Below are 25341 nucleotides of genomic sequence, written 5' to 3'. Positions count from 1 at the left end.
CGTTAAAACTTTATTGAGCGACGACGTCCTTGATTTGGTTGCGGCTCAGCAGGCTTATCGGTGCTTTGTGGTGATTTTTTACTTTTATTTTGCTTTTTACCTGTCTGTGGTTTACTCGCTGAGGGTTTAGCTTTACTCGTTCTAGGCTTAGGTTGTTTTGTTGTTTCTTGTGGCGGCTGATGACAAATTAATTCGATAATATCACCATTAAACGCAACGATATCGCCGTGATAAATTTTTTTACGCTTTTGCGTTTCAACTTCATCATTTAAAAAAACATAACCTTCACTGATCAGTACTTTAGCTTCACCACCACCCGAGACTAGGTCGGCAATCTTTAATAATTTATAGAGCTCGATTGGCTGTTGTTCGAGTTCAACTTCGTAGTGATTTCCAGACATGTTTATTTGATAAGAGGGTTGTTAATAGTGCTATCATAACATGTTGAAATATCATCTGTAAGCTATCGCTTTGATAGCAAATCGTTAACAAATAAAAAAGTGAACATTATTTACACATTTTTACCTTGAGTTACAATTGTTAATGTGTATAATGCGCGCCATCAGAAACGGCAAGGTTCTTGAAAAAGTTCCACGCAAAGCTACCGGTCTAAGGGTACCATCTAAGACAGCGGGGTTGCCTGAATAAGCATTGTTTTTGCTACCGTTTCATAATGTTTTGTATTTTTTATTTGAGAATATTTATTATGAAAAAATTGCTTGCTGTACTTACTATCGCGTTATCAACGACTTTCACAACTGCGCCTGTTCAGGCTTCAGATCTTGGTCAATCTGTATGTGAATACATCGCTGCAGACGACAAGTCACGTTTACGTTCATTCCTTAAAACTAATAAATTAAAAATTCGTAACATTTTTGATGGTTTAGAGTGTAACGGTTCAAACCTTTTAGCATTTGCTAGCAGTCAAAACGCGGTAAAAACAGGTTCTTTAATTATCGCTAAATTACCAAAGAAAACTGTTGCGGCTAACATAGCGGGTATAACGCAATCTGACTTAACTGCCGCTGCGCAAAAACGCGTTAACGGTTAATAAAAAGTCAAAAAAATAGCGAGCATATAGCTCGCTATTTTTTTGCCTAAATTTTAACACTCTATGTCGTCTTAATTGACTTTATTGAATTACGCAGGATAACGGTTGGTTCAAAAATTCGATTAATCTCAATATTTTTCTGATGGTAAATTTCTTTTAGCACCATTTTGGCAGCCATTCGTCCCATTTCATTGACAGGGTTGTCTACCGTAGTAAGAGTTGGGTATAAGTAGTTAGCAAAAATAACGTTATCGAAACCAATAATTGATAATTGACTTGGCAATTTTACGTTGTGCTCTCTAGCATACTTCATTGCGCCAGATGCCATTTCATCATTGGCACAAACAAGCGCAGTAAAATCATAACCTTGCTTCAATAGATGGTGTAAGCCTTCACTACCACCTGTTTCTTTAAAGTCGCCAATAAAAAATAGGGTTTCATCAAATGCTATATTGTGTTCACTTAATGCACGTTTATGACCTTGCAAACGATTACTTGCATCCGCCTTAAATTGTGGACCGGCGATATAAGCAATTTTACTATGACCATGTTCAATTAATGACTTAGTTGCAAGGTAGCCACCGTGTTCATTATCTAAACTAATACACTTCTCGCTTAGTGCCTCAACATGTCGGCTCATCAAGTAAATAGGCGTTTTACCTTTACTTAGTTCAACTATGTACTCATCAGATACCGCTTCAACGTGGGCAATGATAGCGTCACAATTTCGACCAATTAAAAACTCTAAGCCGTCTTTCTCTTTTTCTTCTTCAGAGTGACCTGTCGTAATAATAACGTGTTTGCCAGCAGCTCTAAGCTCCGTTTCAATACCTGACATCATTTGTCCGTAAAACGCACCACTTAACTCTGAAACAAGAATGCCAACGCTATTCGAGCAATTAGAGGCGAGCGATTGCGCAATAGCATTAGGTCGGTAACCTAATGTCTGCATTGCGGCGAGTACTTTTTTCTTGGTGTTGTCACTGACGCGAGCATTATTGTTCATTACTCGCGAAACGGTTGCTAGCGATACGCCTGCTAGTTTTGAAACTTCGTAAATCGTTGCCATATATTTTTCAGAATATTAAAACGGTGAAATCATAACTAATTTACATGTTGTTAACTAGCGCTTAATTTAAGCTTATTTTGAATTGCATCAAGCTTTTCATTATTAAGGGTGTATTTAGCCATAACTGCTGCCGCTAAGAATGAACCGATTGCTGGCAGTAGTGTAAAGCTAAGTAGTATGCCTTGTTTAGTTGCTTCTGTTTGGACAACATTTGGTTGGTAGTCGTAAAATGCCATCAACCAACCTGCAAATGCGCCACCTAAGGCAACACCCATTTTGATAAAGAAAATAACACCCGAGTAAACTAAACCTGTAATTCTTACACCCGTTTTATCATGACCATAGTCGATTGTATCGGCCATTTTTGCCCATAATAGTGGAGTTGCCATATCTAAGAAGAACTTCCATAAAATGAATGCGGCGAATGCTAAATAGATTTGATCGGGTTCAATGAAGTAAGCAAGTGCACAAATCGTCGCTGCTATCACTTGTAAAGAAATATAAGCTTTTATTTTACAAACACGCTCAGCCAGTGGTTGGGCAACCGCACAACCTATCATTGAGGCAAAAACGCCTAACGTAATAAAGGGGGTCATTAGCTCTTCATCGCCAAGATAATACTTTACGTAATATACTGCTAAGGTGAATTTTAATACCTGACCTGACAGCAGAAACAAAGCAACAAGACAAAGAATTCGAAACTGATCGTTTTTCCAAAGGTGTTTTAAACTGTCGAAAAATGGTACCAACTGTTCTTTGGGTTGTTCAATACGCTCTTTGGTACCGGCAAAACAAAGCAAAAATAAAATAAAGCCTAAAATGCTCATTGCTGTCATTGCAAGTTGATAACCTTTTGCGTCATCACCTTGGCCAAAATACTCAACGAGTGGCATGGTACAGCCGGCTACAATTAAGCCACCTAACATACCAAAAACGAACCGGTAAGATTGTACGGTAACACGCTCTTTTGCATCGGCAGTGATTACGCCACCCAGTGCACAATAAGGAATGTTTATCGCAGTGTAGGCAATCATTAAAAGTGTATAGGTAGTAAAGCAATAGACGATTTTACTTGTACCTTCAAGATCAGGTGTAGTAAAAGCAAGAATACTAATAATGGCAAAAGGCAGCGCTAACCAAAGTAGGTAAGGGCGGAAATGACCCCATCGTGTTTGCGTTTTATCTGCAAGAGAGCCCATTAATGGATCGGTTACCGCATCAAAAATGCGAACTGCTAAAAACATTGTACCGACAACCGCCGCATCCAAGCCAACTACATCAGTGTAGTAAAGCATCAGAAAGGTCATAACGGTTTGGAAAATGATATTACTTGCTGTATCGCCGAGGCCGTATGCAATTTTTTCTTTTACACTGATCATATTTTTAATTCTTATTGTAATGACGGATTAAGTTCTTGAATTTATCAGGTCCCTGTACAGCAAACCACTCTGTTTTATAGTACGAGTTTGGCTGACATAATCAACGTATACGATACCAAAGCGTTTTAGATAACCTTCGGCCCATTCAAAGTTGTCCATTAAACTCCAGGCAAAATAACCTTGGATATTAACGCCAGCTTCAATCGCATCGTTGACAGCATTTAAATGTGCCTGGTAATAATCAACACGATCAAGATCGTTGACTTGAGCATTTTCTAATTGATCTGCCATAGCTGCACCATTTTCTGTAATGTAAACGGGTGGCAAGCTATATTTGCTATGTAAGTCTGTTAATAAGTTAGTAAAGGCTTGTGGGTAGATTTCCCAACCAATATCTGTGCGAGGTTCCGGTGGTTCTAGCTGTTCAAAAACTTCTTGTTCGTCTGCTTTATAAATAGCACGGGTGTAAAAGTTTACACCAAGAAAATCGACTGTTTGGGCAATAATCTCCATATCACCGTCATGAATATCTGGCTGATGTTCTTTTGGTAAGTGGTTGATGATTGCTGGATATTCTTTATCAAAAATTGGCTTGATATACCATTGATTGAAGTAGTCATCAGCAAATTGTGTTGCAGCAATGTCAGCCGCATCATCTGTTGCGCTGTAACACGGTGTGAAATTTAGTACGATCCCATTTTTTGCTGAAGGTACATTTTTTTTCAGTACTTGCATCGCAAGGCCGTGAGCCAATAATAAGTGATGAGCTGATTTACGACCATATTCTTTGCCAACCTTGCCTGGGGCGTGAATACCTACTTCATAGCCGAGGTATGAGCTACAAAAAGGTTCGTTTAACGTTGCATATGAATGGACACGATCGCCAAATGCTTTTGTTACTATGTCGGTATACTCAGCAAATTTGTAGGCGGTATCTCTATTTAACCATCCACCGTTGTCTTCTATATGTTGAGGCAAGTCCCAGTGGTATAGTGTGACGAAAGGCTTAATCCCTTTAGCAATTAACTTATCTAATATGTTGATGTAAAACGTAGCGCCATCTTCATTCAAACTGCCATCTTCTTTGATTAATCTTGGCCATGATAGCGATAAGCGATAAGCATCAACACCTAGGCTGTCTATTAAATCGATATCCTCTGACCATTTATGAAAGTGATCACAAGCAACATCACCATTTGATTGGTCGGCAATTTTGCCTTCTGTGGCACAAAACGTGTCCCAGATACAAGGTAAACGGTGCTCGACACCGCCTTCGATTTGAAATGAAGCAGTAGCCACGCCATAGGTAAATTGCTTTGACAACATTTTAGAACCTAGTGGCAAGGTGTAATTAGCCATTGATTAACCCTTTCTCTTAATAAATATCTACTATTTGTTATTCGTTATTATTTTTGAAAGCGCTTACAAAAACATTTGAAAAAAAATACCAAGTGGTATTTAATTACGTGTGAAAGCGCTTACATTTTTGTAGGGTAGTGTGAAAATTTCAAAAGGTCAATATATTTCATACTCGAAGCTTTTACTGGTAAGGAGTGCACTGTTTACCAGTTATTAACAATTAAAATAATAGGGTTAACTATGTCGGGTTTTACACCAAATTCAACGAATTCAACGGGTGGCGGCTCTTTAGAGCAATCAAATTATCGATTTGCACTAACGTCTCTAACATCATTGTTCTTTATGTGGGGGTTTATTACCTGCTTAAATGATATTCTTATTCCGCACTTAAAAGCGGTGTTTGATTTAACTTACACCCAAGCAATGTTGATTCAATTTTGCTTTTTTGGTGCTTACTTCCTTGTTTCTTTACCTGCCGGCAAATTAGTTAAGTCGCTAGGCTACCAAAAAGGTATTGTTGTTGGCTTAGTCATCGCAGCCATTGGTTGTCTTTGTTTCTATCCTGCAGCAAGTATGCAAAGTTATCCTGTCTTTTTAATGGCGCTTTTTGTTTTAGCCAGTGGTATTACATTATTACAAGTATCAGCAAACCCTTATGTTAGTAATTTAGGTAAACCAGAAACTGCCTCTTCTCGCTTAACGTTAACACAAGCGTTTAACTCGTTAGGTACTACGGTTGCTCCATTTTTTGGTGCTTATTTAATTTTAGAGCAAGCAGGTCATGAAATCGCGAACTCTGCTGAATCTGTTCAAACGCCTTACTTAATGCTTGCCGCATTGCTGCTTATTTTAGCTGCGATATTTGCATGGTTAAAATTACCTGATATGCGTGAAGTTAATGCAGAAGAAGAGCAAGTTACACATGGCAGTGCATGGCAATATAAACACCTTGTTTTAGGTGCTTTAGGTATTTTTGTTTATGTAGGTGCTGAAGTTTCTATTGGTAGCTTCTTAGTTAACTTCCTTGGTGAAGCAGACATCGCTGGCCTAGAAGAATCGCAAGCTGCTAAATACATTGCCTATTACTGGGGTGGTGCAATGGTTGGCCGATTTATTGGTGCAGGCGTGATGCAAAGAATAGCGGCTGGTAAAGTTCTCGCTTTTAACGCGGTAGCGGCAATGGCATTACTTTTAGTCACGATGATGACATCTGGTCAAGTAGCAATGTGGGCTATTTTACTCGTCGGTTTATGTAACTCTATTATGTTCCCTACTATTTTCAGTTTAGCGATTACAGGTTTAGGCAGTCACACATCTCAAGGTTCAGGCATTTTATGTTTAGCGATTGTGGGTGGTGCTATTTTACCAGTATTCCAAGGTATGTTAGCCGATAGTATCGGTATTCAAGCCTCATTTATTTTACCAGTTTTCTGCTACGCCTATATTGCTTATTACGGGCTTGTTGGTTCAAAACCAGAAAATAAATCAATTACTTCATAGGATTTAAAAGGTCAATGAAAACAACAATTAAACCAATTGCGGTACTCGTTGCTATGTCGGCACTAACGGCATGCTCTAATGAGTCATCAAACGAGCAAATGGTTGAAAAGCCAAAGGCTCAACAGGAAGAAATGAAACACAATATCGATATTTGGCCAGCGCTTGATTTTGAAGTAAAGCAAGATGCAGACATTGAAGCTAAAGTTGAAACGTTATTAGCTACAATGACATTAGAGCAAAAAGTTGCTCAAATGATACAGCCAGAAATACGTGATATTACCGTAGAAGATATGCGCAAATATGGTTTTGGATCATATCTTAATGGCGGTGGTTCATTCCCAAGCAACAACAAGCAGTCGACACCACAAGATTGGATAAACCTTGCCGAAGACATGTATCAAGCATCGATTGATGCGTCTGTAGATGGCAATGCAATTCCAACCATGTGGGGAACAGATGCTGTTCATGGTCACAACAATGTTATTGGCGCTACTTTGTTTCCACATAATATTGGTTTGGGGGCTATGAATAACCCTGATTTGATTGAAAAAATTGCTGAAATTACGGCAACAGAAGTCATGGTAACCGGTATCGATTGGGTGTTTGCACCTACTGTCGCGGTTGTTAGAGATGACCGTTGGGGCAGAACATATGAAAGTTATTCTGAAGATCCTGAAATTGTTCGTGAATACTCAGCGTCAATTGTTAAAGGATTGCAAGGCCATGCCGACGGCGACTTTTTAAGTGATAAACGCGTGATCAGTACAGTTAAACATTTCTTAGGGGATGGCGGTACTGAAAAGGGCGATGATCAAGGTGACAATATTGCTTCTGAACAAGACTTATTTGATCTGCATGCACAAGGGTATGTTGGCGGTTTAACGGCTGGTTCTCAGTCGGTTATGGCGTCTTTTAACAGCTGGCACGGCGACAAAATTCACGGCAACAAATACCTGTTAACTGATGTTTTAAAAGATAAAATGGGTTTTGATGGTTTTGTTGTAGGTGACTGGAATGGTCATGGACAAGTTAAAGACTGTACTAATGAAAGTTGCCCACAGGCAGTTAATGCAGGCTTAGATATGTACATGGTGCCAACAGATGCATGGAAACCTTTATATGAAAATACAATTGCACAAGTAAATTCTGGCGTGATCAGTCAATCAAGAATTGATGATGCCGTGCGTCGTATTTTGCGAGTTAAATTCAGAGCTGGCCTTTTTGATAAGCCAAGCCCTGCTAACCGTCAATATTCAGGTAAAACTGAGTTAATTGGTGCTAAAGCTCATCGTGACGTAGCACGTCAGGCGGTACGTGAATCTTTGGTGCTGCTAAAGAATAAAGGTAACGTACTACCTATCAAACCAAACCAAAACATATTAGTTGCTGGTAATGGTGCAGATAATATTGGCAAACAATCAGGTGGTTGGACCGTTACGTGGCAAGGTACAGGTAACAACAACAACGACTTTCCTGGTGGTAGCTCAATTTATGACGGTATCGTAGAAAAAGTTAGCGCTGCAGGCGGAAAGGTGACACTAGACGTTGACGGTGATTTTAATGAAAAACCAGATGTAGCAATTGTTGTTTTTGGCGAAGATCCATACGCAGAAGGCCATGGTGATAGAGATAATTTAGATTACCAACGTGGTGAAAAGTCAGATTTAGCCTTGCTAAACAAACTTAAAGCTCAAGGTATCCCTGTTGTTTCTATATTTATCAGTGGTCGCCCAATGTGGGTAAATGCTGAATTAAATGCCTCAGACGCTTTTGTAGCGGCTTGGTTACCAGGTTCAGAAGGTAACGGTGTTTCTGATGTTTTATTCACCTTGCCTAACGGTGAGATTACTCATGATTTTGTTGGTAAGTTATCTTTCTCATGGCCAAATAGTGCAAATCAAGCGGTTGTGAACAAAGGTGATGAAGATTATCAGCCACTTTTACCTTATGGTTTCGGCTTACGCTACGGCGATGAAAATGTGTTGGCTGATGACTTAGATGCAACACTTGTTGTTGATGAAACGGCAATGCAGAAGAAAGTATTCTTTGATGGTCAAATGCATAAACCTTGGTTAATGTGGTTGTATTCGGGTGATGAGCAATTGGAGCCTAACGCAAATACTCACACGATTGGCAGTCTATCATACCGTACTGTTGATCGCTTAGTTCAAGAAGACTCTATTCAATTGACGTTTGCCGGCAAAGAAAAAGCAGGTATTCGTTTAGTGAGTAAAAGCAACTTCAGAGAAGACTTACGCTCGGCTATAGAAGCAAATTCGAAACTCACCTTTATGGTCAATGTTTTGGAAAAACCAACGGCTAATGTAGAGATTACTTTAGCATGTCAAAAAGCAGAAAGCCCAGACGATAACTGCGGCGCTTCACTTGATATCACTGATGAAATTAATCATCGATTACATCATGGGTGGTCGAGTATCTCGATTGATTTAGCCTGCTTTGCTGAGAAGGGGATGAGCTTTGGCGATGCCGTCGTGCCATTTTCTTTATCGACAAGTGGACAGGCGGTTATTCAGATCGGTGGTGTGGTATATGAACCACAGCCAAAAGAAGAAGCGAACTTAACGTGTCAGTAATAGGTTAACTACCTGATACTAAAAGGGTCCCAATAGGGACCCTTTTTTTATATGTATGATAAGTGACTTGGTTCTTAACTTTAACCTTATGTCAGGCAACTTTTTGTTGTCTAAATTTATTGAATTAGGGAAAGCATATTTTTTAACTGGCGAATTAAGTCGTCGTTAACATTATTTTTTCGATAGGTCATAAAAATAGGTCTTTTTATGTGTACTGGCGCGTCAATTTCAAATAACGTGTTTGATTCTAGGCTTTGTGTTATTAATTCAGCAGGCAGGTAAGCGAACCCGCCTTTTGATAAAACTACTTCAAGCGCAATCATGGCAGCAGAGGTTTTAAAGTTTGGCATAACTTTATGATGAAGGGCGTGCTCCTTTTGAAAGGTAATGCCCCAATCAACAAGAATATAATCTTCAACATCTTTGTCAAAAGTTGGACGAGAGCCAACAAGAGATAAGTCAAAATGACCAACTAATTCATTGATAAATTCGTCATCCTTAATTGGATCCATTAGTAATCCAACATCAAGGGTTCTATCATCGAGTTTTCGTTGAATTGCTTCCCTAACAGAGATTTCGGTGCTTAATGATACGTTATCAAGCAGTTCGATGGCATCTTGAATTCTATTGCTAAAAAATGCATCCCATACATTTGGCGTTGCAGCAATGTTGAATGATATTTTTTGTTGGCTGGCTATAGATAATGCAATCTTTGACTGTTCCATCTGGCTAACGAGCAAATGCGCATGTGAAAGTAGCGACTCACCAGACGGTGTTAGCCTTAGATTGTTTTTTTCACGAATAATTAATTGTGTTGAGTAAAATTCTTCTAATTGTTTTATTCGCGCGCTTACCGCCGCCTGAGTAATATATAGAGTTTCAGCCGCTCTACCGAAATGTTTATTTTCAGCAACTGCTATAAAAGTTTTAAAAACTCTAATATCCATGCCAAATTCCTGATTATTTTAGTATCGCTAATGTAATTAAAAATTATCGCTGCGACAAATATTATTTGTTTTTAAACGCGTTACTTTTCTCTTAGATTGTTCCAAACAATTAATCGTTACAAACAAATGAGAATAAAAGCGCTGGTGTTATCTATTTGGGTTTCTAGCGGTGTTTTTGCTACGCAAATAGAGGTTGATAGACTTTCTAGCCCAACGATAGAGCGCGTAACAGCAGTTCACGAGTATTGCCTTGAGCAACATGGCTATCAAAATGATGCAAATACCAAAAATATGATCACTCAATGTGTAAACGTTGATTTATCGGTATCGGCTTATAGAACCTTCAAGACGCGCGCTGGACTTACGTCATTTATTTCTCATAATGCGGAGAGTGAAATATGAAAACTCAAATTAGAAAAGGGCAAACAATGTTTTTTGGTGACAGCACGTTTCCTCACGGTATTTCGCGTAGTGGCCATTTTAACAAACGTGAATCTGATGAATTAGCGCTTTATGGCAAAACATTTGAGGCACTTCACAATGGTAAATTATTACCTGAAAATGAAGAAGAAGTTCAATTTGTCGCTTCTATGCAAAAACTAGATGAAAGTCATTTATACTCAGTAAACTTGTGGAAAAAATACCTGGCGGCAGTTGAAAAAAGCCGAGTTCACCATGGTTTTTCTATGAGTAATGGCAAAACAAGAGATGCTAGCGGAAATGAGCTTGCATTCTCTTAAAATAAACCTGTCACTTTACTGGTCATGGAAGACCTGTTTGATAAATATTTTTTAAGGTCACGACAATAATTATTTAGCAGTCATAACAGCAAGTTTTCTGTATGCTTCGCCAAAATTAAGATACTTAACTCAAGTATCATTTGCTTGGAATTAGCCAATGAAAATTTGTTTTATTATGTACCCTTGGGATCGCATTGAGCCTGAGACAGATTCGACTCTTCGTTTAATACATGAGTGTGTTAAACGTGGCCATACTGTTGCGCTGTCAACAGTAAACAACTTAACCATTCGTGACAGTGTTGCGAGTGCATTTTGTGATGTTTTTACAAAAAAAACAAAATACTCCGATAATATTCCAAGCTTTTATAAAACTGCTGACTTTAAACGCGCTCAATTACCTTTAGCTGGTTTTGATGCCGTCATTATGAGAGCAAATCCACCACTTGATACTTTAGCCTTAAACTTTTTAGATTCGGTACGCGGCGATACGTTTATTATGAACGACCTAGACGGCTTGCGTATTGCGAATAACAAAATTTATACCGCATCGTTTCAAGATACCGAAAGTGAGTTTATTCCCGCAACACATGTTTCCAAAAACCGCGATTACCTTGAAAGAATATTTGAAGAGTCTGACAGCGATAAAATGATTTTAAAGCCGCTTGATGGTTACGGTGGTAGAGGCGTTATTGTATTAGAAAAAAGTGCTCGCCAAAGCTTTAGATCATTACTCGATTTTTACATCGGCGGCGACGAGCATGGTAAAGGGAGTAATTACGTTATTTTGCAAGATTACGTGCATGGCGCGGAAGAAGGCGATGTACGCATATTAATGCTTAATGGCGAGCCTATTGGCGCTATGAAGCGTGTACCTGCATCTAATGATGTGCGCTCGAACGTGCATGCCGGTGGTAAAGTAGTAAAGCATAAGTTAACCGCTCAAGAGAAAAAACTGTGTAAATATATAGGCCCAAAACTTGTGCGTGACGGTCTTTACTTTACTGGCATTGACGTTATTGGTGGAAAGTTAATTGAAGTAAATGTATTAAGTCCCGGCGGTATTGTACGTATTAATAAATTAAACAGGGTGAAGCTCCAAGCTCAAGTGATTGATTTTGTAGAAAGTGTTGTTCACGCCAAAGAGTTTGTCATGAACCGTAAAACCGAGTTTAGAAAGGTTATCGAAGATGCTAACGCTGTCTGAGAAAGAGTGTATTCAGTTCATAAAGAAGCGTGAATGCTTTCATGCTGAAGTTAATAATGGTTCTTTTATTGTCAAAATAGACGAATATACACCGTTAGTTTGTGCTGCTATCCACAATGGTCATCGCTTACGAGCTGAGTTAAACAAATCGTTCTTGCTTTCAAAGCAAGAGCGATTTTATGAAGAAGACCCCTATACTGATGAGCTCATCTCCTCATTCCCAATCCAACTTATTGGTAATGACTCTCGTTTCGAATATGACTTAAACCGTGCAAAAACGCTTTCTACCTATTTTAAAACAGCGTGGGACAAACAAGTATGGCAAAAGCCCCTCACGCAAAAACAGCGAACGATCAGTCATGCCAAGCATGAGTCGTTTTACAATGTACTTGAAGCCATAGTTACTGTTATTGAAAAACAATTTGGCAATGCCATTGTTTTTGACATTCATTCATATAATTACAAACGCATCGAAAAAGATACACCGACTTTCAATATTGGCTCTGGTCAAATTGATGTTGAGCGCTGGGGTAAAGTGGTAAGTCAGTTTGAGCGCCAACTGAACAAAATTGAGTTACCCAATATTGATGTAAGAGCCGCTACAGATGACGTTTTTCATGGTAGGGGGTATTTGATATCTCATATTAATGCGCACTTTGACAATACGATCGTACTGCCTACAGAAGTGAAAAAAGTGTTTATGGATGAAACATCAGGAGAAGTTTACCCGCTTGTACTTGAAGAGTTAAAAGCAGGTTTTAAAAATGCCATTAGTGAAACTGCTGCATTTTTTGTGCGCCGTCACACTAAAAAAACGCGTACCCAAAAAGCCGATATTCTATCATCTAGTATTAGCCCAGAGGTTATAGAATTAGACAAGAAGTTATATTCACTCTGTAAAAGTGTTGAAACGCTTAACTTTATTAACCCGGTTAACTTACCTGCTCAAAAGAACCGTTTTCTCAAAAGAAATAGTTACATAGCGCCTAACTTCAACTACAAACAGCTAAATTTAAACCCGTATAAATTTCGGGAGAGCCTATATAAGTTACCGGTTGATGATATTTATGATGCTAGCATCGCACAGCTATATCGCCATGTTATCGATAACTTAGCCAGTAAGATTGATTTACTAACCTCTATTGGCACCGATGACTTTGTTTATAACTCGCTTAAATACTACGGCGAACCAAATCATACGGATATTGCTAATGCGCGATTTATTTTACATTTAAATGACGAGGAATTTTCTGAACCTGACGTATACCTAAATGCAGACGAAGCTATTAAGTATTTTAGATTTCAAGCACAAGAGTGGCGGCTAAAATGTAAAATTGAAAAATCTGCCAAAATTGTTGCCAAAGCCATGGTCAACAATGAGAAAGCACTATTGCTCATTAATAAAGATGCGAAGTTCACTGAAAAAGAGCTACATGCGTTTGCTTATCATGAGCTTGGCATTCATATGTTAACCACCATTAATGCTAAAAAGCACTCGCTTAAAGTATTTAGCTTAGGGTTAACGGGTAACACGCATACTCAAGAAGGTATCGCACTTTATAGTGAGTATTGCTCAGGTAGCTTAACGATACAGCGACTTAAAACCATTGCATTAAGAGTTATTGCTGTTCAGTACATGCTAGAGCATGGAGACTTCGTAAAAACATATCACACCCTGATGAATGAATTTTCTTTGGAAAAAGAGTTTGCGTTTATACTTACAACGCGTGTTTATCGTGGTGGTGGTTTTACTAAAGACTATCTTTACCTTAAAGGTTTTAGAGATGTGCTTAATGTTGCTAAAGCGCAGTCAATTGACAACTTGCTTGTTGGTAAAGCCGGTTTGCTTGACTTTGATGTCGTCTCTGAGATGGTGGAGCGTGGCATGGTAGAAAAGCCAGTACCTTTATTCGACACTTCTTATACAACGTCTGGCGATAAAGTACTTGATTTCATTGTGGACTCAATTAAATAAAAGCCTTAACATTCAAATGAAGAAAACCCTAGATAACTCTTGGGTTTTCTTATAGGGCTGGCTTTTTAAAACTAGGCTTTTAGGTAGGTATAATCACTTAAGCAGTCTTCGTAAAAATCAATGAGATTAACGCCTTCGCGTGGTTTTAATTGTCCTTGCTGAATTTTCTTATCAATCGCTTTTTTTACAGACTGAGCAAGAATAGCTGGAGTGTATTGCATGGTTGATAGCACGCTTTCCATTGACGAACCTTTGACGACCTCTTCAATATAAAAGTCTTTTGGGTCATCATCATAACTGAAAATATGCACTTCGTTTAAGCGGCCAAATAGGTTGTGCATGTCGCCCATTACATCTTGATATGCGCCAGTTAAAAACAAACCAATAAAGTAATCTTCATCAGCATTTAGCTTGTGTAATGGCACACTATTAGTAACTGCCCCTTCACCAATGAACTTATCAATTTTACCATCGCTATCGCAGGTAATATCTACAAGACTACATAATTTTGTTGGTTTTTCGTTGAGCCTTGAAATGGGGACTACCGGAAGAACTTGCTCTATCGCCCATGAGTCGGCTGCAGATTGAAACACCGAAAAATTCGCGAGGTATTGAGACGAAAGTAGTTCTGGAATTTCCTTTAGCTCCTCTGGAATAAAGTCGTGGTTAGAAATAATTTGCTCAATATCTTCTAACGTTTGCCAGTATAAAGTTTCAGTTTTCGCGACTTCTTCAAGGGATAATACGCCTAGCTTGAACGCCTGGATGGCTTGTTCTTTTAGTGCTTGTACATCGTTGAAAGCTTCTTGGTAGTTCTCAGTGCTTAGAACTTGTGCGATATCTCGCATATTGGTGACTGTGATATGTTCGCCGGTGGCTTTTTTAGTATCAAACACTGTGCTGCCAATTCCTTTAGGGTGAATTTCTCCAATCACTTTAGTAATGACACATGAATGGTGGGCGGTAATTGCACGACCACTTTCACTGACAATATTGGGGTGGGGTACAGACTCTAGATCACAATGTTGCTTAAAGCCTGAAACAATATCTGAAACATACTGGGTTAAATCATAGTTACACGATGAATCATTGGTCGACTGAGAGCCGTCATAATCAATGGCTAAACCACCGCCAACATCTATGTAATGCAATGGAACATCGCGTTTTACTAGTTGTGTGTAAACGGTTGCTGCTTCTTGAACGGCTTCCTTGATCGCACGAATATCTGTTAACTGGCTGCCAATATGGAAATGAAGGAGCTCAATACAATCAAGCATGCCTTCTTTTTCACATAACTGAATGACGTTAAGGATTTCGGCAATGCTTAAGCCAAATTTTGCCCGTTCACCGCTGGAACTTTCCCACTTTCCTCGTCCTTTAACCATCATTTTTATTCGTAAGCCGATAATTGGCTTAACATTGAGCTCTTTGGACAGTGAAATGAGCATATTAAGTTCACTGAATTTTTCGATGACTACAACGACTTTGCGGCCTATTTTTCTGCCTAATAAAGCTAACCGCAAGTAGTCTTCATCTTTGTAGCCATTAAGAATAGTTAAGGCTTCGTTGTTGGTATTGTATGCCAGTGCGGCGGCTAATTCAGGCTTTGAGCCTGCTTCGAGCCCATAGTTAAAACGTTTGCCAACATCGACAATTTCTTCAATAACCTCTCGCATTTGGTTTACTTTTACGGGGAAAACACCAAGATAACTACCTTCATAGTGGGTTTCTTCAATAACACTTCTAAAGGTTTTGTTAATTAGTTCAACCTGTGAGCGTAAAATATCGTGAAAACGAATAACAGCTGGAAACTCAATGCCCGTTGATTGCATTTCATCAATCACTTCTTTCAAGCTTATCTTAAGCTCTGGTTCGTTGTAGCGAGGAATGACCATTAAATCACCTGACTCGCCAATATCAAAATAACCGTTACCCCACCGTTTAATACGGTAGGTGTTTTCAGCGTTTTCAATTGTCCACTCGGTATTTTTCGTATTTTGTTTGTTCATCTTTATTTCTTATTAATTAGCCCCATTCACCGACATGGGCTCAATCACATTGGTTCAAACATAAAATGAGTTCTCGAACCACTTTAGCGGCAAAAACGTCGCTGTTACCGGTGCTGTCAATTTCTGGCGATAACTCAACTACGTCACAGCCAACAAATTGCTTATTTCTCAAAATTTTGCATAAACTCACAAACGAGTGAAAGTCTTCACCACCGGGCTCTGGTGTGCCAGTGCCTGGAAAAAAGCTCGGGTCAAAGTAGTCTAAATCAAAGGTTAAATATACTGGTTGTGTTGGTTCAATGTCGTCAACTGCAGCGAGAAACTCTTCACGACTTTGTTTTAGCGTTTGATTTGCTTTCATCCATTGATATTCGTCTTTAGTGCCAGAACGGATACCGTATTGAATAAGTTGGTGCTCAGGGCCAAAGTGATCAAGAGCGCGACGAATAATTGAGGCATGTGAGTAATAGAAATTCAAATAACCATCGCGCAAATCAGCATGAGCATCAAGGTGTAAAACGACTAAATCTGGGTATTGCTCAAGATAGGTCTTAAGTGGCGCATATGAAATTGAATGTTCGCCACCTAAAGTCAATACTTTTACTTGATGTGTTTTGAGATCAACGTCAGAAAATAAAGCACAAAAATCATCAGTCGCTTTTTGCCACTGTGCTTCAATGATTTTATGCTCATTGGCTTGTTCTATTAGCTTTGTATCTATGTCGGTAGAAAGGTTTCCTAGATCATAAAAATCGACACCTTCTAGATCTAAATCTAGGTAAGGTGAGTATGATTCTATACCATCAGATACTTCGCGTAAGGCATTAGGACCTGCTTTAGTGCCCTTACGGAAACAGGCTGTGCCGTCGAAACCAAAACCGATTAAATGCACTGAATGCGTGTGAATAGTGTCAGTTGTTTGACTGCATTCAAAAGGTGTTTGTGCAGGTTGAAGTTTAATATTGATGTTTTTAAGGCTGTTTGTCGATGCGTTCAATACCTTGTCGCCATATCAAGTTTCAATTTCACGCAATTTTATCAATATTTTATTTAGTCTGGATAGTAATTTCTATTTCCTAATGATTAAAACGTTAGTAAAATTGGCTACTTTTGTTTTTACGGTGGACTAATAGTGTACTTTGAAGGCTCTGAAAAAAAAGCTGAAATAGTGATTGATAGCCAGCAGTTATCCTTATTGGATGACTTTGCTGATGAATTTTGGGCGTCATTGGTTGAATGTTGTAATGCGCAAATTCTGTCACATATTAGCAATGAACAATGTAAGGCATTTTTGCTATCTGAATCGAGTTTGTTTGTCTGGAACGATAGGCTACTTATTTTAACGTGTGGCGTGACACAGCTAATTAACTCGGTAGAGTACTTTATCCAACAGGTAGGTGTTGATAAAATTCAGCAAGTGATTTATCAACGCAAGAATGAATACTTTGCGCATGAACAAGCCAGTTGTTTTGGTGATGATATAAAGTCTCTGGGCCAATACGTTAAGGGTAAAGCAATGCGCTTTGGTGAGTTAGATAGTCACCACAATTATGTTTTTCATCAAGACAATGACTATCTTGCCAGTGCGGAAGATAAAACCTATGAACTACTTGCATACCAAATTAATAGTGAAGCTTCAAAGGTGCTCACGACAGCTCATCTATCGGCTCAGAAAATTCGCCAGTTTTTAACCATCGACTCAATGTTGTCTGGCTTTCTTATTGATGACTATGTGTTTGAGCCTTTCGGCTATTCATTAAATGCGATAAAAGGTGACCAGTATTTAACGATTCATGTAACGCCGCAAGAAGACAGCAGTTATGTGAGTTTTGAGTCGAACTTAAATCTTGTTGAGTTGGCACCACAAATTCTAGCGGTATTACAACCGGCATCTTTTGATCTCATTACGTTTAATGAGTTTGAGATAACTGATCTTTTAACAAAACATGTGCCAGAGCTATATGTCAGTCAGTCACTTGTTAGTGATCAGCTTAGCAATGGCTACCAAGTAGGTTTTGCCAATTTTATTAAACCACAGCGAACGTTTGGTAACGCTAAATCGCTCGATATTAGAGGAGAGAACCATGCACTCTGATCTTTGGATTGAAGAAAAGTTTTCGGACTTTTTAGGCTTACGTATTAAAGTTGAAAAAGTGTTGTTTTCCGGTAAAAGCGAATTTCAAACGGTTGATGTGGTAGAAACAAAAGGCCACGGTAAAATGTTACTTAACGATGGCTTGATTATGGTCACTGAGCGTGACGAATTTGCTTACCACGATATGATCAGCCACGTACCATTATTTGTTCACCCAAACCCTAAGAATGTTTTAGTGATTGGTGGTGGTGACGGTGGCACAGCTCGTGAAGTATTACGCCATGAGAGTGTTGAAAAGTGCACTATGGTTGAGATTGATGGCATGGTAGTTGAAGCATGCAAGGAACATATCCCTCAAACCTCAAAGGATTTAGAACATCCGAAAATGAATTTGATCATTGGTGATGGTGTGCAGTTTGTGAAAGAAACGGCTGAAAAATTTGATGTGATTATTGTTGATAGTACAGATCCTATTGGCCCTGCACAGCCATTATTTGGCGAGGAATTTTATCAAAATGTATATAACTGCTTAACGGATGACGGCATCGTGGTTTCGCAAGGTGAATCATCATGGTATGCCATGGATATTCAACAATCGCTACTCAAAGTATTAAACGCTGTATTTCCTAGTAGTTATCTCTACAGCTTTAGCAACCTAACATACCCAGGTGGGCTTTGGAGCTTTACCTTTGCTTCGAAAAAGTATCACCCTTGTCATGATTTTAACCCAAAGCGTGTTGCAAGCAGTGGTTTAGCGTTTGATTATTACAATGCAAATTTGCACAAGGCTGCGTTTGCATTACCTAGTTTTGCATTAAAAGGCTTAAAGGACTTGATTGATAACGATTAGTCGATAATGTAAAGGCCAAATAATATCAGTTAGCTTGAATTGTTGAGTATTCTAATAAATTGATTTGTTTGGCCTTTATGAATATTTATTGAGTGGATAGGCATTTGTTCTCGAAAACCGTCAATGGCGCTGAGGCAAGCGCGATACTCTACAGTATCGTCATGACTTGCCGTGCCAACGATATTAACCCGTATTATTATTTCCAGCAGTTGTTTGCTGAGTTACCGCAGCGGGAAAAAGGTGCAGGCCTGACCGACTTATTGCCGTGGAACATCAAGCCAGACCAAGATTAGGTATGGGCTAACCGTTTAAATTGGCGCTTACTTAGCAAAAGCGTAACATGAGACTTAAGGGGAACAACTCTCTATTTCAGAGGGCGTAGCTAAATAAAACATAGGAAATCAAATGAAAAAAATAATGACGAGCGCTATTGCTTCATTCGTATTAATTACCGCTAATGCGCAGGCTGACGAAAAATATAGCCACTTTCCATCTTTAGCGTCTGATGACACTGCTACTGCTTTATGTAACCTTGAAGCGTTTAATAAGAAACTTCAGGCAATTGTCACTAAAGACAAGTTAACGCCTGAAGACATGGTAAAAGTTCACGAGTTAACGTATACGTTAGAAAACGCGGTTATTCGACTACAAAAAGATTTAGAAACGATAGCTGCTGATCTAGAAAAAGTCCATTTAGCCTCTGAACGCTTAGATAAAGATACCATTAAGGGATCTGGTAAATACTATTTAGAAGCCACTAGTGCCATTTTAAATAAAGCTACTTGCAAGTAATGTAAATAGCGAAAAGTAGCGCCGATTTATGCTGTTTAAATGTTGAATTGGCGGTTAGGAATTACATTAGGTATATTTCAATTTAGCGCTACTTCTCTGATGTCAACGTTAGCTAACACACTCCAAATTAATTACGGGTTATTTGTATTCAATAAAAATATTTGACGTTAAACGGCCACCAGCTAGGTTGCCACTGACATCTGTTGCGACATTTACGATCGTTGAATGTAATAGTTTGCCAGGGTAAATAGCGACTCTATTGGGCTTGTAGGGAATTTGATAATAAAGTTCAAACTGCTGCGTTGATTGACTTGGAAATAGCTGTGCAGGCTCTCCATATTCTGTTATTTCTTGCTGGCAGATTGCTAAATACTGTTCAATATTCGCCTCATTTATAGATTCAAAACCAGTCTGGTTGTGTCTAAATAGGCCTGTACCGCCATGTGGATTTTCATCTAAATAATGCAGTACAGCAAAATAGTGTTCATGGGTGCTATCAAAGTGGGGTAAGCGCTGCAGAAGTGCTAGCTCTTGTGGTTGCGTTGTAATTAATGAAAAATAGTTATCAAGTACTTTCAATTGTTTGTGCTTGGGTACTTGATAAATATCATAGAGTGCCATGTAAATGCATTGTAGAGCCTTTACAACATAGGGTTTAGGCAAAACTTTTCTTAAACCAGGGTAGTAACTGTGTTTATCTGGCGCAAAACCGTCAAGGGAAGTAGGGCGTTCTGGTAACACCGGGAAATTATCGAACATGACTACCGGTGTTTGTTCGTTACCAACACGTTCGATAGTCAGTTCGATACCGTTAGGCAGCGTTTGATGCACTGCCATCAATTACATCACCTTTGCTTTACAATAATGGTCGATAAAGTCTAAATGATCTGGCCACTGTGCAACTTTTTTCGCCGTGCCTTCTTTGATTCGACCTAAAAACAATTTAAGTTCTTCGTCTGACATTTGATCAACAATCGGGTGATATTGCTCTGGTATTAATCCTTGACCGATCATGACTTGTATCCATGAATTTTCACCGAATAAATCATCAGGCTTTTTATAGACTCGGCCACTCTTACCAAATAGATCCATTCTGTGTTTTAGACTGTCGGTAATCGGCATACTCTTACAATAGCGCCAAAATTTTGAATCTGTTCTATCGGTGAGGTGGTAATGCAGAATGATAAAGTCACGAATGTTGTCGCATTCCGCTTTTGTTTGCTGGTTAAATTCATCAATATCAGCTTGATTAATGCCCTGATTAGGTAGCAATTGCATCAAACGAACGATTGCTCGCTGAAACAAGTGAATACCTGTTGACTCAAGTGGCTCAATAAATCCACTAGAAAGACCAACAGCAATACAGTTTTTATTCCAGTGTTTTAATCGTGTACCTGTTTTGTATTTTATAACGCGCGGTGTATTGATCGGTTCACCTTCAACATTATCAAGCAGAAACTTAATCGCATCGTCATCACTCATGTATTTGCTACAAAATACTAAGCCGTTACCCGTTCTGTTTTGTAGTGGTATACGCCACTGCCAGCCTGACTCTCTGGCAATTGAGCGAGTGTAAGGTACTGCTTTTTCTGTTGACTTTGTTTGTACTGCGACAGCACTGTCACAGGGTAAGTAATGCGACCAGTCTTCATAGCCGGTATGTAACGCATCTTCAATCAATAACCCTCTAAAGCCTGTGCAATCGAGGAAGAGATCACCTTCAACAACTTCACCTGAAGCTAAGGTAAGAGATTTTATATAGCCCGAATCATCGTCTAAATTCACGTCTTTTATTTTACCTTCAACACGTTTGGCACCATGCTTTTCGGCTATATTGCGTAAAAACTTGGCGTATAGGCCCGCATCTAAGTGATAAGCGTGATTAAGGTCTTGATTCGCCATTACTGCAAAACGCCCCTGACGTGAGGCTAAATGTTCAGGGCAGTAGTCACCAATTTCACTGGCGATACCTTTTTGCATGCCCTTTAACCAAAAATGTTGAAAACCGCAGGCCCAGCAATCTTGACCAAGAAAACCAAAAGAATGGATGTAATCTTGATTTACGTCTTTCCAATTTTCAAATGAAATACCGAGTTTGAAGGTCGCATTGGTTGCCGCCATAAACTCTTTTTCTTCAATGCCAAGCAAGCGATGAAAAATGTGAAGGGTAGGGATGGTTGCTTCACCAACGCCAACGGTTGGAATATCATCTGACTCTACTAAGCTAACGTCGAGATTCTTGCCAAGTAGCTTGGCAAATGCTGCAGCTGCCATCCAACCTGCGGTGCCACCACCGGCAATAACAATTCGTTTAATTGGTTTATCCATCATGGTTAACTCTTATCGTTTTAATTTATTGAGTAAATCAGCGCGAATTTTACGAGCTGATGTTTCATCAAGCGGCATTTTTAAAATATCTAAAGCATGCTCAGGGATATGGTTTAAATCCGTATTGTCGTGCTCAAAAATATAGTGATTAAATATTGATTGCCATGCCTGACGTTGTTCTTTGGGTAAGCTTCGAATACTTAGCATTGCTGCCATTAATGCATTGTTTGGTCGCCCCATATATGCGGGGGTATCGCGCCACCAATGAGTCACTAATACGTTCAATGCATTTCTTCCTTCTACATGGTGCCACCACATGCTTGGTAAAAATAATGCATCGCCTGCTGATAATTCAGCAACTTGCGCCGCTTCAATAGCTTGTTTAAATTTAGGGAACTTTTTAAAGTCTGGCGCGTCGAAATCGACTAACGAAATGTCTTGGCCACCAGGTGCAAACTCCATTGGCCCAACATATAAGTTATCAATTTGCTCAGGCGGAAATAATGTGAATCGTCGTTGGCCTACCACCGAAATCGCAAGGTTATGAGGGAAGTCATAATGGGCAGCAATTTTACTTTGATTGCCAATCCACATACTTGTTAAAGGGGCGCATGATTCGAGCCCCGACGAATTCTGGCTAGTAAAGTTTGGGAACCACCGATTTACTTCTGTAGAGCCCATATACATGGTCGGTGGTTCGCTATCATTTGCATGGTCGAGTAACTTATCGAGCACGATGTTAAGGTCAACTTTGCCGCCACCATAGTTAAAGCCTGTCATTTCTTTATTATAAAAAACACGGCCTTTCGTGTCAGGATCGCCTAAACAAGCAGATACCGGCTCTTTGCTGTAAATCGAACGGATATAGTCAGTACCGGCACTATCAGATATTTTGCCTGATAATACTATTGGCCACTGGCTAGCAAAGTCCTTAAAAACAATCGGCTGCGTGGCATCTTGAATATGCTCAAGAATATTGTCGCTCGTGACACCTGAGATTGTTTTAGTTTGACGCTCAATCGTTAACACCGTTATTTTCCTAGGTAACTATTACAAGCCAAGTTGTGCATTTTTGCGGTTTATAAGCTCACGAATATTCCCGTGTGACGCTAACGTCATATAAATAGCGTGCAAATAACCTTGATTATGCAGCTTAACAACAATGTCATCATCGAGTTGTTTAAACTTCTCTTCGTTAATTGTATAGAAGCCAACCATTTCATTTTTAGAATTATCATTTAACGTAATATCGAGGGTGAACGGCTCAAGTAACTCAAATTCTGTAAGCATATTGACAAAAATTTCACTGTCTTCAACACCGTGATGAATTGTCTCCATCATATCTGCTGCTCTGTCTAAAAACTCGCTATTGCCACCAAACTCTAGGAATAAAGCGTGACCCTCTTCTTTATTCACTCTTGGGTGATCAATATCAAGTGTTAATACGCGATGCTCTTTTTCTTGTCCATCTTCTGTTACGGTTTGTCTGCCGATCATGAACGGTTGGCGTTGAATCATTAAAGGGATATAACCTGCGTCCCAACCTTGTTCAGATAAAAATAAGTTCTCGTCATTTTTAAAGCCAAAAAGTGAAACAGGTAAGAATTTTGCTGTTTGCGGATTTTTTATAAAGAAAATTGGGTAGTAGGCTTGGACAGAACGAAACTCCAAAGGGAAGGTTTGCGTATACCAAATGTTATCGCCAAACTTTGCATGACGTTGGTTGTTAATCTTAATATCTTTGTGATCGACGTTGTTTACTAATACATGGTTAGCCATGTTTGCTCCTTTTTATAATAAGCGCGCACTTATTTCTTATTTTTATATTTTCGCAAAATCTTGTGTTGTTAACTGTGTAAGTATTTCTCTGTTTGTTGGCATTGCTTGTGCCATTTGTTTAGTTCTTTGTTGTTGGGCTTGAAAAACTTGCTGAGCTTTGTTGTGATGCTTATACCAAGTTTTGCTTTTCGATAGTTGCGTGTCAAATCCCATACCGTAGAGAATGAATTGGTTACTCGCAGCAGGGAATAATTCCTGCGTATATTTGCTGTCGTAGCTATACGGTGCTTGGTATTTCCACAGTGCAAGTTGCTCTTGTAAGCTATCACTAATATGCCTTAAATCACGGTTGTCTCGCCAGTAATCACTGTCATTACGTTTTGACAGTACATAATGTAGTTTTAAGAAATCGATAATATGCTGCCAGCGCAGGTTAAACTTTTCATTAAAGCGGTTTTCTAAGGGCTTCAACATACTTTGATTACGTGGTAATTGTTCTGCAATCATGTTGGCAGAAAGCTCTACAAGTGCTATGGCAGAGGCTTCTAGTGGTTCAATAAAGCCAGCCGATAAACCAATCGCAACACAGTTGTTATGCCAGAACTTTTCTCGATAACCCGGATTGATTTTTATATTTTTGATATTAACGTCGCTGAGTTTCGTTTTATCAAAAGCTTGGTCAATATATTGCTCTAATGACAATAACGCGTCACTTTCCGTTTGATAAGCTGAGGCATAAACATGACCGATACCACGTCGGGTAGGTAAGCCAATATCCCAAATCCAACCTGCACTTTGTGCTGTTGATATGGTTGCCGAGGCTATCGCACTTGATGGTTCATCATAAGGTATTTGTACGGCAAGGGCGCGGTCATTAAATAGTTGATGTTGTTGGTTTAAAAAGCCAACGCCATAGTGCTCACCTAACAGCAAGGATTTTAAGCCCGTACAATCAATAAAGAAATCACCAGTTAAATTGCCATGTGCTTTTAATGACAAGCTGGCAATATGACCTAGTGGATCGTTTTCGATATGGGTTACGTGATCTAATACATGGTTCACGCCAAGCTTTTCAACACAGTGTTTTTGTAAGAACTGGCTGAATTTACCCGCATCAAGATGGTAGCCATAGTTAGCTGCAAACTTGTACTGGGGTGTCGCAATTGTTTTTGGGGCTTTGTCGTGATCGCAAAGTAGTGCTTGATTGGTAACCGCTTGTGCGAAGCTCACTTCATTTTGATAAGGCAGCCAATGCTCAGCAATATTAAGTTCATGAAAGTGGTGTGGAATAGAAAAAGGGTGATAGTAGGCACTGTCATGTTGATGAAGCCAGTTAACAAATTTAGAACCTTGTTTAAAGCTAGCATCACACTCTCGAAGAAAGTCTGACTCGTTAATCCCTATTTTTTGCAGGGTAGCGCGCATTGATGGCCAAGTACCTTCACCAACACCAATTGGCATGACATCAGGAGATTCTACGAGCGTGATTTTTATTGGGCTGTCTTGGGCGGTATTCACATGTTCAGCAGCCAGTAAACCAGCGGTTAACCAACCTGCAGTGCCACCACCAACAATAACAATATGATTAATTGTTTTATTCATTGTACTGCTCGCCTTACAGTCCATACTACTTTCCCACCAAAACCTTGATAAAAATAGTTATTTATCTT

At 39.2% G+C, this 25341-nt stretch carries 22 protein-coding genes, 1 pseudogene and 1 riboswitch; of the genes and pseudogenes, 11 read left to right on the top strand and 12 right to left on the bottom strand.

Features of this window, described 5'->3' with window-relative positions:
* Positions 1 to 2 precede the first annotated feature (2 nt).
* Positions 3 to 401 carry an RNA-binding S4 domain-containing protein gene (locus QQK02_RS03005; RefSeq protein ID WP_284206471.1) on the bottom strand — a complete coding sequence of 133 codons (399 nt, stop codon included), beginning with the start codon at positions 399 to 401 and terminating at the stop codon, positions 3 to 5.
* A 159-nt stretch (positions 402 to 560) separates the two neighbouring features.
* Positions 561 to 644, top strand: a riboswitch (cyclic di-GMP riboswitch).
* A gap of 62 nt (positions 645 to 706) precedes the next feature.
* Between QQK02_RS03005 and QQK02_RS03000 the strand changes: the two genes are divergently transcribed.
* Positions 707 to 1051 carry a DUF3718 domain-containing protein gene (locus QQK02_RS03000; protein WP_284206470.1) on the top strand — a complete coding sequence of 115 codons (345 nt, stop codon included), beginning with the start codon at positions 707 to 709 and terminating at the stop codon, positions 1049 to 1051.
* A 61-nt stretch (positions 1052 to 1112) separates the two neighbouring features.
* Here the strand turns inward: QQK02_RS03000 and QQK02_RS02995 are convergent, their stop codons facing one another.
* From QQK02_RS02995 to QQK02_RS02985, 3 genes are read right to left on the bottom strand one after another with little or no spacing between them, the layout of a single operon-like run.
* A complete protein-coding gene (locus QQK02_RS02995) occupies positions 1113 to 2120 on the bottom strand; it encodes a LacI family DNA-binding transcriptional regulator (protein ID WP_284206469.1) in 1008 nt (335 codons plus the stop codon).
* A gap of 50 nt (positions 2121 to 2170) precedes the next feature.
* Complete coding sequence (locus QQK02_RS02990; protein ID WP_284206468.1) at positions 2171 to 3499, bottom strand: glycoside-pentoside-hexuronide (GPH):cation symporter; 1329 nt, start codon at positions 3497 to 3499, stop codon at positions 2171 to 2173.
* Between the two features lie 27 nt (positions 3500 to 3526).
* Entirely contained in the window at positions 3527 to 4858 is a 1332-nt protein-coding gene (locus QQK02_RS02985; RefSeq protein WP_284206467.1) for a GH1 family beta-glucosidase, read from the bottom strand.
* 240 nt (positions 4859 to 5098) lie between these two features.
* Between QQK02_RS02985 and QQK02_RS02980 the strand changes: the two genes are divergently transcribed.
* Positions 5099 to 6358: a sugar MFS transporter gene (locus tag QQK02_RS02980; RefSeq protein WP_284206466.1), complete on the top strand. Its 1260-nt coding sequence runs from the start codon at positions 5099 to 5101 to the stop codon at positions 6356 to 6358.
* Between the two features lie 14 nt (positions 6359 to 6372).
* Positions 6373 to 8952, top strand: a complete 2580-nt coding sequence (locus QQK02_RS02975; protein WP_284206465.1) for a glycoside hydrolase family 3 protein — start codon at positions 6373 to 6375, stop codon at positions 8950 to 8952.
* 116 nt (positions 8953 to 9068) lie between these two features.
* Here the strand turns inward: QQK02_RS02975 and QQK02_RS02970 are convergent, their stop codons facing one another.
* Positions 9069 to 9899 carry a LysR family transcriptional regulator gene (locus QQK02_RS02970; RefSeq protein ID WP_284206464.1) on the bottom strand — a complete coding sequence of 277 codons (831 nt, stop codon included), beginning with the start codon at positions 9897 to 9899 and terminating at the stop codon, positions 9069 to 9071.
* Between the two features lie 126 nt (positions 9900 to 10025).
* On the opposite strand from QQK02_RS02970, the gene QQK02_RS02965 reads away from it, so the two are divergent.
* The 4 genes from QQK02_RS02965 (at position 10026) to QQK02_RS02950 (ending at position 13818) form a co-directional block, all read left to right on the top strand.
* Positions 10026 to 10301 carry a hypothetical protein gene (locus tag QQK02_RS02965; protein WP_284206463.1) on the top strand — a complete coding sequence of 92 codons (276 nt, stop codon included), beginning with the start codon at positions 10026 to 10028 and terminating at the stop codon, positions 10299 to 10301.
* Positions 10298 to 10639 carry a DUF413 domain-containing protein gene (maoP, locus tag QQK02_RS02960; RefSeq protein ID WP_284206462.1) on the top strand — a complete coding sequence of 114 codons (342 nt, stop codon included), beginning with the start codon at positions 10298 to 10300 and terminating at the stop codon, positions 10637 to 10639. Before QQK02_RS02965 ends, maoP begins: the two co-directional genes overlap by 4 nt.
* A gap of 157 nt (positions 10640 to 10796) precedes the next feature.
* A complete protein-coding gene (gene gshB / locus QQK02_RS02955) occupies positions 10797 to 11843 on the top strand; it encodes a glutathione synthase (RefSeq protein WP_284206461.1) in 1047 nt (348 codons plus the stop codon).
* Positions 11827 to 13818: a flavohemoglobin expression-modulating QEGLA motif protein gene (locus QQK02_RS02950; RefSeq protein WP_284206460.1), complete on the top strand. Its 1992-nt coding sequence runs from the start codon at positions 11827 to 11829 to the stop codon at positions 13816 to 13818. Before gshB ends, QQK02_RS02950 begins: the two co-directional genes overlap by 17 nt.
* Positions 13819 to 13889: 71 nt before the next feature.
* Here the strand turns inward: QQK02_RS02950 and speA are convergent, their stop codons facing one another.
* The gene (speA, locus tag QQK02_RS02945) at positions 13890 to 15827 is read right to left on the bottom strand and encodes a biosynthetic arginine decarboxylase (protein WP_284206459.1); all 1938 of its coding nucleotides are present in this window, start codon (positions 15825 to 15827) and stop codon (positions 13890 to 13892) included.
* Between the two features lie 40 nt (positions 15828 to 15867).
* Complete coding sequence (gene speB / locus QQK02_RS02940) at positions 15868 to 16824, bottom strand: agmatinase (protein ID WP_284206458.1); 957 nt, start codon at positions 16822 to 16824, stop codon at positions 15868 to 15870.
* Between the two features lie 135 nt (positions 16825 to 16959).
* Here speB and QQK02_RS02935 point away from each other — a divergent pair, with 135 nt between their 5' ends.
* From QQK02_RS02935 to QQK02_RS02920, 4 genes and pseudogenes are all read left to right on the top strand, one after another.
* Entirely contained in the window at positions 16960 to 17922 is a 963-nt protein-coding gene (locus tag QQK02_RS02935; protein ID WP_284206457.1) for an adenosylmethionine decarboxylase, read from the top strand.
* Positions 17912 to 18772, top strand: coding sequence for a polyamine aminopropyltransferase (gene speE, locus QQK02_RS02930; RefSeq protein ID WP_284206456.1), 861 nt, complete (start codon positions 17912 to 17914; stop codon positions 18770 to 18772). Before QQK02_RS02935 ends, speE begins: the two co-directional genes overlap by 11 nt.
* Before the next feature lie 104 nt (positions 18773 to 18876).
* Positions 18877 to 19065 (top strand): annotated as a pseudogene (locus QQK02_RS02925) (transposase domain-containing protein); the annotation flags it as partial.
* Positions 19066 to 19177: 112 nt separating this feature from the next.
* Positions 19178 to 19564, top strand: a complete 387-nt coding sequence (locus QQK02_RS02920; RefSeq protein WP_284206455.1) for a DUF6746 family protein — start codon at positions 19178 to 19180, stop codon at positions 19562 to 19564.
* 138 nt (positions 19565 to 19702) lie between these two features.
* Here QQK02_RS02920 and QQK02_RS02915 read toward each other — a convergent pair whose 3' ends face one another.
* From QQK02_RS02915 to QQK02_RS02895, 5 genes are read right to left on the bottom strand one after another with little or no spacing between them, the layout of a single operon-like run.
* Positions 19703 to 20401, bottom strand: coding sequence for a DUF6445 family protein (locus tag QQK02_RS02915; protein ID WP_284206454.1), 699 nt, complete (start codon positions 20399 to 20401; stop codon positions 19703 to 19705).
* A gap of 3 nt (positions 20402 to 20404) precedes the next feature.
* On the bottom strand, positions 20405 to 21892 hold the full coding sequence (locus QQK02_RS02910; RefSeq protein ID WP_284206651.1) for a tryptophan halogenase family protein: 1488 nt from the start codon (positions 21890 to 21892) through the stop codon (positions 20405 to 20407).
* 12 nt (positions 21893 to 21904) lie between these two features.
* Positions 21905 to 22921, bottom strand: coding sequence for a cupin-like domain-containing protein (locus QQK02_RS02905; protein ID WP_284206453.1), 1017 nt, complete (start codon positions 22919 to 22921; stop codon positions 21905 to 21907).
* 21 nt (positions 22922 to 22942) lie between these two features.
* Positions 22943 to 23671, bottom strand: coding sequence for a SapC family protein (locus tag QQK02_RS02900; protein ID WP_284206452.1), 729 nt, complete (start codon positions 23669 to 23671; stop codon positions 22943 to 22945).
* A gap of 42 nt (positions 23672 to 23713) precedes the next feature.
* Positions 23714 to 25273: a tryptophan halogenase family protein gene (locus tag QQK02_RS02895; protein ID WP_284206451.1), complete on the bottom strand. Its 1560-nt coding sequence runs from the start codon at positions 25271 to 25273 to the stop codon at positions 23714 to 23716.
* Positions 25274 to 25341: the final 68 nt, after the last annotated feature.

This window comes from Thalassotalea eurytherma (assembly GCF_030161415.1).
In the GTDB taxonomy this organism is placed as follows: Bacteria; Pseudomonadota; Gammaproteobacteria; order Enterobacterales; family Alteromonadaceae; genus Thalassotalea_G; species Thalassotalea_G eurytherma.
This window is presented reverse-complemented; position numbering and strand designations above follow the sequence as displayed.